We start from the raw sequence: 11097 nt of genomic DNA, 5'->3' as shown, positions 1-11097 counted from the left end.
CAAATTTCGATACGGCTTTTTGCATTGACATAATTATAGGGTGGGTGTATAATAAACGTGTGAAGAATAACGGAAACAAAATGCGTCCTACCAAGATAGCATACATAACGCTCTTTGCGCTCAGTCTTGTCGCATTCGTGACGTGGATTATATTGCAAGTAACAAGCGTGTACGACGCCGCTAAGATTATGCTTAGGTTTGTCGCGCCCGGATTGTTTGTTTCGGCCATGATAGTCGCCCTTATCGATATTCATTTAAACCCGAATATGACAGATTGTGATAAATCACTTGCAAGAAAGGGCGTTATCGGTACGTTCGGCTGTGGTTTTTTGACAATCGTAGTATTGGCTATTATACCGATAATAATGATTTTCGGGTTTTGGATAATTATGATTATAGCCTACGGACAGGGGTTATAGTTTTTTTCTTCCTTCTTTGACAAGAAGGAAGCGAAGAAACTTTTACGTTAAGTAGAAAATAAATAAAAGCGTAGTTTTCTTTGCCTACTTTCTTTGTAAAAGGTAAGTTTTCGTTACTTTTTGAAAAGAATGAAGAAAAGAAACTTTTAAGTAAAATTGTTATCTTAAAACATTCTATGTTTTTTTCAAAAATGGCTCGGAGAAATTAATAACGATATGAAATTATTCGGGTGTAATGCTTGAATTAATATAAGCACATACCCGACACAAAAAGTTTTTTGTCTACCTCTTTTCAAAGAAGTAGGTAGGTTAGTAATTATATTTCTTTCTAAACCCTATGAGCAACGATACGGCAAGGATAAGCGACAACCCTTCCGCAACGATTGTGGCGCTCCAAATGCCGTTTATCCTGAAAATAAGCGGCATAACGAATATTGCGCCGATCTGGAATACAAGCGTGCGAGAAAGCGAAATAAGCGCCGAAATAACGCCGTTATTAAGCGCGGTAAAGAACGCCGAAGCGTAAATTCCGAACCCGCTTATAAGGAACGATATCGAATATATCCGCAGCGCAATAACCGCAAGATCAAGTAGCTCGCTGTCGTATCCGACGAAAATATACGCAAACGGCCTGGCAAGCGCCTCGGCAAGCCCTGTCAGCACAACCGCGGCGATGCCGTAGAACAAAAGACTTTTCTTGAACACGTTTTTCAATTCTTCGTGATTTTGCGCGCCGTAGTTGTACCCGATTATAGGCGTCGTTCCTACCGAGAACCCGAAATAACAGCCAATGTAAATAAAGCTTACGTACATTATCACACCGTACGCGACAACTCCCGCATTGCCTATATATTTGAGCAATTGAAAGTTGTACAGCACGCTTACCAATGAAGTAGACAGATTGGCAAACATTTCCGACGAGCCGTTGGAACCGGCTTTAAGTATAGCTTTAAAATCGAATTTCGGTCGGGCAAAATACAGTTTTTTACCTTTACGCACTAAGAAATAGGCAAGGGGAATACCGCCGCCGACGCATTCGCCGATAACGGTCGCAATCGCCGCACCCGTCGCGCCGAGCTTTACGACGTATATAAGCAGGAAATCCCCGATTATGTTCGTAACACCCGCGCCGATCGTTATGGCAAGTCCGAGCTTGGGTCGGTCGGCAACCGCAAAGAAATACTGGAAAAACGTTTGAAGAATGAACGGCGTAAGCCCTCCGAGCATGATCAGCCCGTACGTTACACAGTGCCCGTGTACTTCGCCTTCCGCGCCCAATAGCGTGGCAATTTTACCCATGAACGGCATGGTCAACGCCGTACAGGTAGCGGCAACAGCTGTTGTGATAATAAGAAGTCCCGAAAAAAACCGTCGAGCGTCGTCCTCGCGCTCCTCGCCGAAAAGCTTGGCTATAAGCGCGCAGCCGCCGCTACCCAATAAAAATCCGATCGAGCCGAGTATGTAAAAAATGGGCATAAATAGGTTTACCGCGGTAAACGCGTCGTCGCCCGCAAAATTCGACACGAATAACCCGTCCACTACGCCGTACAGCGAAGTGAAAATAACCATTATTATAGACGGTACTGCAAACCTAACGAGCCTGCCGAACGTAAACTTGTCCGAAATTTGTATGCGTGGCATAGCATGGGATATTGTATATGAATATAAAATAATTGTCAAGCAAAAAAGCAACGCCGAAAGAGCATTGCTTTGCAAATATCAAGGGGTCAAAAATAAGTAATTCATGTAAAAGCATTACTCGGGTGTAGTGCTAAAAAACACTTACGCAAATACCCGACACTAAAAGTTTCTTGCCTACTTCTTTTCAAAGAAGTAGGTTATATGTCTATATTATCGACTACGGCTTTACCCGTGGCTTTATTACTCAATCGCTTAATATCCTCGCTCGATCCCGCGACAACGATAATATCGTCGGCGAGCAGCTTGCAGTCGCCGGCGGGCGAGGTGATTATCTCGTCGCCGCGCTTGATAACGACAATGTTCACGCGCTCGGTATTGCGCAGATCGAGCTCGATAAGCGTTTTGTCTTGCCAGCGCTTAGGCGTGCGGATCTCTATCATGCGGAAGCTGTCGGCAAGAGTCATGATCTCGACAACGTTGGGCTTGGCGAGCGATTTGGCAAGCCGTTCGCCCATGGCTTCCTCGGGAATTATGACTGCGTCCGCGCCGATACGCTCGAGAACAAGCTTGTGCCGCTCGTCGTACGCCTTGGATATGACCTTGGGTATACCCATCTGCTTGCAAAGAAGGGTAATGAAAATGCTAGCTTCGATATTGGACGCGATACATACGATCGCCACGTCCATATTATTAATACCGAGCCGTTCGAGATTGCGTTCGTCGGTTGCGTCCATGCATACCGAATGCGTGCAGAACGGCGAGATCTCATTGACCTTTTCCTCGTCGACGTCAACGCAAAGCACTTCGGCGTCGTACTCGTACAACGCTTTCGTAAGGCTGACGCCGAACCGCCCGAGCCCGAACACTACGTATTGATTGTTTTTCTTCATGATAACTCCTATAAATCATCCTATCATAATATTCGACGACGGATACTTGATATGCGCATTATCGTTCTTGGTGAACATTAGCACAATACTGAGCGGCCCGAGTCGCCCGATAAACATGACCACGGCGAACACGTACAGTGCCGCGTTCGACAGGCTCGGCACAATCCCCATGGAAAGCCCCGTCGTAGTAAACGACGAAATCGTATCGTACAGAATATACCCCGTCGCAAGATCGGGATCGGTCGCGCCTATGATAATAACGCTTAACGCAATAAGCGCGGTCGCGAGTACGAGAATGGATAGTGCGCGAAGTCCTGCCTTAATGCTGATGCTGTGCTTGCCGATAACGATTTCGTCCTTACCGGTAAATCCCGCACGCGCCATAAGCAATATAACGAGGAATGTCGTCGTCTTGATGCCGCCACCGGTACTGCACGGCGACGAGCCTATAAACATTATAATCATGCTCATAACCATGCCGGCGGACGATAGTTTGGTTTGATCGAGTGATGAATAGCCCGCCGTCGAGCTAGCCGTGACAGCTTGGAACAAGCTGTTCAAAAGCTTCTCGCCGCCGTTCATGCCCGCAGTCGCGGCGGAATTGAATTCGGACGCGAAGAAGTAAAGCGTGCCGAACGCCATGATCGAGAGCGAAACGATAATGACCGCTTTCGTGTGGAAACGGTACTTCTTGTAGCGGAACTTGCATTTGAGAATATCGTCGATAACAGGAAAGCCGAACGAGCCGAGTATTGCTATAAGAGCGACGATAAGCAGTATGCCTATGTTTCCGTTGTAATCGATAAGCGAGCCGTACGGATTTGCCTCCGTGCCGAGAATATCGAATCCCGCATTGCAGAACGCCGATACCGAAGTGAACATTGCCTGCCACACGCCGACGCCACCGTTACGCACGCAGAAAAAGGGTATAAGCATGATCGTGCCCGCAAGCTCGATTATGCCCGTAATTATCATTATTTTAAGCACGAGCCGAACCACGCCCTTCATCTGGTCCTGTCCAAGCGCTTCCTGTATCGCTATTCTGTCTTTGAGCGTAATGCGCTTGCGGATGATTATGAAGAGGAAAGTCGCCATCGTCATGAACCCGAGCCCGCCGAACTGAATAAGCAAGAACAGTATCACTTGCCCGAATACGGTAAACGACAACGCAGTCGAGCTTACGACAAGCCCCGTGCCGCATACGCCGTTCATCGCCCAGAACACCGCATGAGTGAACGACATCCACTTGCCGTCGGTGTTGGAAATAGGCAACGCCAAAAGGAACGCGCCCACCAGCATTACTACGAGGAAGCCCAAAAACACTACTATCATCGGACGCATCCGAAATTTCTTTTTCATGTTTTTGTAGTGCGTCATTTGACCTCCGAAAGAATACACGACGCATTAGCAGCAATCGCGCGTCCCTCGCCGATAATACCGAGTTCCTCGGTCGTCGTCGCCGAAACGTTCACCCGCGAAAGCTCAATGCCGAGCGTGGTAGACAGGCTACGGCGAATATCGGGAATTATGCGCATAAGCTTGGGCTTTTGCGCCGCTATCACAGCCGAAACGTTCTCTATCGCGAACCCGTTAGCCTTGACCTTTTGTACAACTTCATTAAGCAGCTTCATAGACGAAACGCCGAGAAATTTATCGTCAGTGTCGGGGAAAAGTACGCCTATATCGGGTAGGTCCGCCGCCGACAGCAGTGCGTCCATGATCGCGTGCGTAAGCACGTCCGCATCGGAATGCCCGAGTAAGCCCTTGTCGTAATCAATTTGCACGCCGCCGAGTATAAGCTTGCGCCCCTCGACGAGTTTATGCACGTCGAACCCGATACCTACATGGCAGGCATGAGGAACGGCTTTTAAAAGATCGGCGGCAGTGGTTATCTTGATATTATCGTACGAGCCTTCTACGGCGCGCGGGGTAAAGCCAGCTTTCTCGTAAACTTCGGCGTCGTCGGTGAATACGCCGCTAACGCTCTCGTACGCCTTGAATATTTCGTTATATCTAAAAGTTTGCGGTGTTTGCATATTCATAAGCTCGGCACGGTTAAGGCTCGTAAGCGTTCCGTCGGGTCTGACTCGCTTAACGGTATCCACGCTTTTTACCGCCGCAATGCCGCTGCCGTATTCTATGGCTGATTGCACAGTGCGTAAAATAAGCTCTTTTGTGGCGTAGGGGCGCGCTCCGTCGTGTATAGCCACGATATCGCACCTGCACGCTTTCAGCCCGTTAAACACGCTTTCCGTGCGTGTAGCGCCGCCTAAAACGACCGAAACGCCTTTATACTCGTTCGCAATCGCGGTTATCGCGTCGAGATCGGTGGCCGAGCAAACGAGAACGATAGGCGATATCTCGGCTTCGTAAAAAGTATCAAGCACAGTCTCGATCATGGTTTTCGTGCCGAGCTTGTATAAAACTTTGTTATAGGCAAGCCCCGTGCGTTCGCCGCGCCCCGCGCAAACGATAACCGCACCGACGTTCGGCTTTTGGGACTCAGTGCATGATCTCATAAAGAGTGCTTGCGTCCTCCTTGGAAGCCTTGTCGTTAAGCGACTTGACCGTGAACTTAATAGGCGTCGAGCCGAGCTTGACCTCGACCACGTCGCCGACCTTCAAAACGTACGCGGGCTTTACCGATCTTCCGCCTACGTATACCTTGCCCGCGTCGCACGCCTCGGCGGCAACCGTTCTACGCTTGATTATTCTCGATACCTTTAAGAACTTGTCTATACGCATATCTTTTATTATACTACAATGCCGAGAAAAAGGCAAGCTAATCAATTAGGAATTAAAAATAAAGAAAATGCGACTATTCCCGTATTTAAAAATAATATTCTTTTCTTTTTGGTGTTTTGCCTATAAATACTTGACAAGTTAATGTAGATGAACTAAAATATAGTTAATCTATATGAATTAGTTTACGGAGTTAATATGGATAAGTATTTTGTTGCGAATGCCGTGCTTTCTGTTTTCAGCAAAAACTATATGGATCTGAAAAAGGATCTTCCTATACGTCCAAGCGAAATGGGAGTGCTTAATATCATTTCTAAAACGGAAGGTCCGCATACGCCCGTAATCTTAGCGGAAATGTTGAAGGTGTCGAAGCCGATGATCACAGCGCATATCACTTCGCTTGAAAATAAGGGTTATATTATCAAAAGTCCGTCGCCGCAGGATAAACGCGCCTATTACATTCTGCCGACCGAAAAGGCGAAGGCGCTTGTCGAAAAGGCGAGAGCTGATTTAGAGCGGAAGCTCGACGTTTTGACGAACGGGCTCGGGCAAGATGATTTTAACGCCTTGGTCGCGTTGGCGGAGAGAGCGAATAAAATTATGGAAGTTAGTAACTCGGGGGTGAAATAATGCAGAATAACGAAATCGAAAAAGCTATACCGTGGAACCCGTGGCACGGGTGCAAAAAAGTCAGTGCGGGTTGTAAAAATTGTTTTGTTTATAAAATGGACCAAAGATACGGCAGAGATACCACAGTAATCGAAAAGGGTAAAACCACCTATGAGCTTAAAGACAAAGACTGCCCGCCCAATTCTTTAATTAAGCTTTGCTTTTCTTCCGATTTCTTTATTGAAGAAGCGGACGGGTGGAGGGACGGCTGTTGGGATTTTATCAGAAGAAGAAAGGACTGCAAATTCGTGCTTACGACCAAACGCCCCGAGCGAATTAAAAACAGCGTTCCTTTTGACTGGGGCGAGGGCTGGGAACACGTTTATATGAGTATCTCCATTGAAAACCAAGAAATGGCGGATATTCGGCTCAAACATTTCTTGGAAGCGCCCGTTAAGCACAGAGAAGTTTTTTGCTCTCCGCTGATCGGTCCTATTTCTTTGGGAAAATACCTCGATACGGGATTGATAAAATGCGTGAACGTAGGCGGGGAAATGGCACCCAAAGCGGATGTGCGTCCTATCGAGTATGAATGGGTCAAGAATTTGTATTTGGAAGCAAAAGAAAGGAATATCGAATTTTATTTCCATCAATGCGGCTCGCTGTTTTTGAAAGACGGAGTGAATATCGGCAAATGGAATCTCAAAGACCAAATCGCTCGCGCCGAAGAAATTCAAAAAGAACTTGAAACCTTATACAAATAACGTAACGAATTTTACATAAAAAATCTCCCGAGCAAAATAGCCGAGAGATTTTTTTGTTCGTTAAGGCAGGTCCTCGCCGCCGTTGGGATGGTGACAGCGTTTGAGCCGTTTTATGCCGCGCACGCCGCCGCGAATAACGCCGTATTTGAGTATGCAGACGATCATGTATTCCGAACAGCTCGGCGTGTATAAACATCTGAGCCGTACTTTGTCGGAGGCAAACCTTTGATAGACCCGCACGAAAAACACCGGTATGGTCTTTCGCGCGAGGAACAGAACGATAACGCACGCGCCATCGCACGCTATTCCCGCAATGCTCTCGCTTGACAACGCGAGGTCAAGCGGTTCGCAAATAAGATACGCAAGGCAAAACGCCGCAAGCGCGATTATTGCCGCGGCAAGCACGAACCCGACCGCCGCAAAAGCGTTAAGCTTCGGTCTGTGCAGTTTGCGCTCCGGCGGGGTGGGGAAGAACTTAATATCGTTAAACGACCCCGGCGGGTGCATCGTAGTGATAAACTCGTCGTCGAAATTCATACGAAAAAGATTAAAGTAAAGCGACCGCACCTTTTTCGCGCGGTCGCTTGGTGATCACAAATCAAATAGATCAGTTGATTCAAGGAGCATTTTTGCTTGCTTGCAAGGGCAAAAATGCGACGCCGACAAATTAGGTGTCATACTGCGCCTCTTGGGGCGCAAGGCGCGCGTAGCGCGCGTCCGGGGCTTGCCCCGGGGTATAATACCTAATTTATTTTCTTTTCGCGCAGCTTTTGTTTCATGCCCTCGATGATCTGTTCGGCATTGGCAACGCCTGTTACCGAGCAAACGAAGCTGTCGCCGGGCACGATAAGCCCGAAGGTGTTGTAATCGGTGAGCTTTTTGTCGAGCTGTTCTTTGGACTTCTTAATGCAGCCGCCCTTAGACATAGACATATTGATCGACTGTTCGGTCTCGGTCTCGGCGGTGAAGTTGGTTATATCCTTGTAGAAATACTCCTCGGTGATCTCGGTCTTAGTGCCCGAGAACATATCGAACTTGCCGTTGTACATACAAATCTGGTCGTTGCTGAAAAACAACCATGTAACCGAGCAAACGGACGAACGCCACCTGCCGTCGTCGCCTATCTTTTGATAGTAAACGCCGGTAAGGCGGTTGCGGTATTTCTCGAAGCCGTAGAACCGAATAGGCTCGATCTCGCTGACCTGGCTTATGTCAAGCCCGATCTTTTTGAGCGCCTTGGACTTGCTGCCGAACTCGTTGAGTTTGTCGGCGACCATTGCATCGAACTCGTCGTCAGACGGCGCGTCCTTTTTGGTTTTGCCGAAGCAGCCGCCCTTGACTTCCTGAGCGGTGAAATACTTGTATGCTTTAAGCTCGTTCTCGGTCATGACCTTCTCGTTGAGCGTTTCGATATCGAGCGGGGTAAGGGGAATGCTCGTGTTGTTGTTCGCCATAATTTTATCTCCTAAAAATAATTTTTATTTGTTGATCGCCCTGCGGCGAATTAGTTATCGTATGATCGTTACGATAGGGGAAAGCGTTATGCGTTTTTCTTTTCGCGCAGCTTTTGCTTCATGCCCTCGATGGTTTGCGCCGCGTTCGTTACGCCGCTGACCGAGCAAACGAAGCTGTCGCCGGGCACGACGAGAAGGAACGTTTCGTAATCGGTGAACTGTTTGTCGATGTCCTCTTTGACCTTACCGAAGCAGCCCTTTTTCAGGTTGAGCTTGGTGACCTGCTCGGTATCGGTTTTGGTGGTGACGTTGGTTATGTCGCGGTAGAAATACTCGTCGGTGGTTTCGATCTTGGAACCCGAAAGCATATCGAACCTGCCGTTGTAAATGCAAAGCTGGTCGTTGCTGAAAAATATCCACGTGACCGAGCAAACGGACGAGCGAACTCTGCCGTCGTTGCCCGCCTTGGACGCATACACGTCGGTCAAGCGGTTGTTGTACTTCTCGAAGCCGTAAAATCTGATAGGCTCGATTTCTTCGACCTGGCTTATATCGAGCCCGATCTTTTTGAGCGCCTTGGACTTGCTGCCGAACTCGTTCAGCTTTTCGGTGACAAGGCTGTCGTATTCGTCGTCGCTTATTGCGGTTACTTTATGTAAGCATCCACCCTGGTTGCTGTCCGCAAAGAAATAATCGTAGCACTTTTTCTCGCTTTCGGTCATGACCTTTTTGTTGACGGGACCGACTGCGAGCGGCGCGTCGCCCGCGTTCGAGTTGTTGCTCGACGGCTTTTTCGTGGGGCGAGAGGTCGTGTTGAGCTTGTTCCTGAAAATCGTCCCGAAGATGATGCAAATTATGCCCAAGATGACGAGTGCGAGGTAGATGATCAGATACGAGTCTAACCCCAGTAGTGAGAGAGATATCATATTTTTACTCCTTATGGTTTATTACGAATTATGTATTAAAGCTCGCTCGGTCTTTCCACGCCGATGATCTTAAACAGCTGAGCCGCATCGGCGGGGGAATAACCGATTTTTCGTGCTGTGCTGAGCTCCTGCGTCCAATCGGGCGAGATCTTAAAGCACTTGCGCGCAAAGTAATCCTGTTTTACGTATGCTATAAAATAATGATATATTCCGCGGTCGTCGATCATGGTGGCGGCGTTCGCGTATTCAAGAATTTTATCTATCGTCTTGCGGCCGCATAGGAACGGCTTCCTGCCTTTTAGCAAGCACACAGCGGCATAGAAATGCGGTTCGGGGTTATCAAAGGACAGCGGCATGGCTTTTTCGAACGCCTCGATAGCTTTGTCGAACATACGAAGGTTCATGAAGCACAGCCCGAGCGAGGTGTTGGCGGGAACGGTAACTTCCGTATCGGCAGAATGTTTTACGATCGCTTGTTGAAGTATCATCGTCTGTCTGTTCAAAACAGGCGGGGGAAGCGTAGCGGCTTTTTCTTGATTAAAGTCGGCAATCACGTGGCAGCACACGCATTCACCGTTATCCAAGAAATCGGGACTACCGCAATTAAAGCATTTAGGCATAGTAAAAAAGTCCTTTTCTGAATTCGCCCTATATCGACAAATTTTTATTACCGAAATATTATATCATTTTATATATACGATGTCAAGATTATTTCGTGATTATTTGTACGCTATATAATATATAAATGAAAAGGAGAAAAATAGGGTAAAAAGGACTATTTTTGTTTAAGAAAAAATTTTTTAAAAAAATTGCAAAAACTTGTTAAAAACGCTTGACATACAAAAAGGGTGGTGATATAATGAGTAAGCTGTCCGACAAAAGACAGCAACGCACATTAAAAAGTGAATAGATTTTAGCGAATTAGACTTTTTTATAAAATATACAAAGTCAATTAATTTATGTCAGTATGTTTTTTTGAGAAAGAATCGATTAAATTATTTTGTTAGCTAAAAGGGTTCGCCCTTTGGTTATACGATTATTTTAGAGTTTGATTCTGGCTCAGGACGAACGCTGGCGGCGTGCTTAACACATGCAAGTCGAGCGGAATATAGGGGCTTGCTCCCATATTTAGCGGCGGACGGGTGAGTAACGCGTGAGCAACCTGCCTTAGACTACGGGATAACACTTAGAAATAGGTGCTAATACCGTATAAGACCACACTCAGGCATCTGAGAGGGGTAAAAGATTTATCGGTTTAAGATGGGCTCGCGTCCCATTAGTTAGTTGGTGAGGTAACGGCCCACCAAGACTGTGATGGGTAGCCGACCTGAGAGGGTGATCGGCCACATTGGAACTGAGAAACGGTCCAAACTCCTACGGGAGGCAGCAGTGGGGAATATTGGGCAATGGGCGCAAGCCTGACCCAGCAACGCCGCGTGAATGATGAAGGTCTTCGGATTGTAAAGTTCTGTCGCAGGGGACGAAGTATGACGGTACCCTGTAAGAAAGCCCCGGCAAACTACGTGCCAGCAGCCGCGGTAATACGTAGGGGGCTAGCGTTGTCCGGAATGACTGGGCGTAAAGGGTGTGTAGGCGGTTTATTAAGTTGGATGTGCAATCCTGGGGCTTAACCCCAGAACTGCATCCAAAAC

General features: G+C 47.5%; 12 protein-coding genes and 1 rRNA gene. 4 read left to right on the top strand and 9 right to left on the bottom strand.

Going from position 1 to position 11097, the window contains the following annotated elements:
• The first annotated feature begins 59 nt into the window (after positions 1–59).
• Positions 60–419: a hypothetical protein gene (locus HDT28_09050; protein MBD5132711.1), complete on the top strand. Its 360-nt coding sequence runs from the start codon at positions 60–62 to the stop codon at positions 417–419.
• A gap of 309 nt (positions 420–728) precedes the next feature.
• Here the strand turns inward: HDT28_09050 and HDT28_09045 are convergent, their stop codons facing one another.
• From HDT28_09045 to HDT28_09025, 5 genes are all read right to left on the bottom strand, one after another.
• Complete coding sequence (locus HDT28_09045) at positions 729–2060, bottom strand: MATE family efflux transporter (GenBank protein ID MBD5132710.1); 1332 nt, start codon at positions 2058–2060, stop codon at positions 729–731.
• Between the two features lie 197 nt (positions 2061–2257).
• The gene (locus HDT28_09040; protein MBD5132709.1) at positions 2258–2950 is read right to left on the bottom strand and encodes a TrkA family potassium uptake protein; all 693 of its coding nucleotides are present in this window, start codon (positions 2948–2950) and stop codon (positions 2258–2260) included.
• Positions 2951–2965: 15 nt separating this feature from the next.
• A complete protein-coding gene (locus HDT28_09035) occupies positions 2966–4327 on the bottom strand; it encodes a hypothetical protein (GenBank protein ID MBD5132708.1) in 1362 nt (453 codons plus the stop codon).
• Positions 4324–5469 (bottom strand): 2-C-methyl-D-erythritol 2,4-cyclodiphosphate synthase, encoded by a 1146-nt coding sequence (locus tag HDT28_09030; GenBank protein MBD5132707.1) that lies wholly within the window; start codon positions 5467–5469, stop codon positions 4324–4326. Before HDT28_09030 ends, HDT28_09035 begins: the two co-directional genes overlap by 4 nt.
• Positions 5453–5695 (bottom strand): RNA-binding S4 domain-containing protein, encoded by a 243-nt coding sequence (locus HDT28_09025; protein ID MBD5132706.1) that lies wholly within the window; start codon positions 5693–5695, stop codon positions 5453–5455. Before HDT28_09025 ends, HDT28_09030 begins: the two co-directional genes overlap by 17 nt.
• A gap of 195 nt (positions 5696–5890) precedes the next feature.
• On the opposite strand from HDT28_09025, the gene HDT28_09020 reads away from it, so the two are divergent.
• Entirely contained in the window at positions 5891–6322 is a 432-nt protein-coding gene (locus HDT28_09020) for a MarR family transcriptional regulator (protein ID MBD5132705.1), read from the top strand.
• Positions 6322–7065 (top strand): DUF5131 family protein, encoded by a 744-nt coding sequence (locus tag HDT28_09015; protein ID MBD5132704.1) that lies wholly within the window; start codon positions 6322–6324, stop codon positions 7063–7065. The genes HDT28_09020 and HDT28_09015 overlap by 1 nt, the downstream gene beginning before the upstream one ends.
• Before the next feature lie 60 nt (positions 7066–7125).
• On the opposite strand, the gene HDT28_09010 is transcribed toward HDT28_09015, so the two are convergent.
• The 4 genes from HDT28_09010 to HDT28_08995 all read right to left on the bottom strand — a co-directional run bounded on the left by HDT28_09010 (position 7126) and on the right by HDT28_08995 (position 10065).
• Positions 7126–7572, bottom strand: a complete 447-nt coding sequence (locus HDT28_09010; GenBank protein ID MBD5132703.1) for a membrane protein insertion efficiency factor YidD — start codon at positions 7570–7572, stop codon at positions 7126–7128.
• A 236-nt stretch (positions 7573–7808) separates the two neighbouring features.
• Positions 7809–8519 (bottom strand): hypothetical protein, encoded by a 711-nt coding sequence (locus tag HDT28_09005; protein ID MBD5132702.1) that lies wholly within the window; start codon positions 8517–8519, stop codon positions 7809–7811.
• 86 nt (positions 8520–8605) lie between these two features.
• Complete coding sequence (locus HDT28_09000; protein ID MBD5132701.1) at positions 8606–9445, bottom strand: hypothetical protein; 840 nt, start codon at positions 9443–9445, stop codon at positions 8606–8608.
• 35 nt (positions 9446–9480) lie between these two features.
• Positions 9481–10065: a hypothetical protein gene (locus HDT28_08995; GenBank protein ID MBD5132700.1), complete on the bottom strand. Its 585-nt coding sequence runs from the start codon at positions 10063–10065 to the stop codon at positions 9481–9483.
• Positions 10066–10485: 420 nt separating this feature from the next.
• On the opposite strand from HDT28_08995, the gene HDT28_08990 reads away from it, so the two are divergent.
• Positions 10486–11097 (top strand): 16S ribosomal RNA (locus HDT28_08990); the annotation flags it as partial.

It is taken from the genome of Clostridiales bacterium, assembly GCA_014799665.1.
Taxonomy (GTDB): domain Bacteria; phylum Bacillota; class Clostridia; order Christensenellales; family Pumilibacteraceae; genus Anaerocaecibacter.
This window is presented reverse-complemented; position numbering and strand designations above follow the sequence as displayed.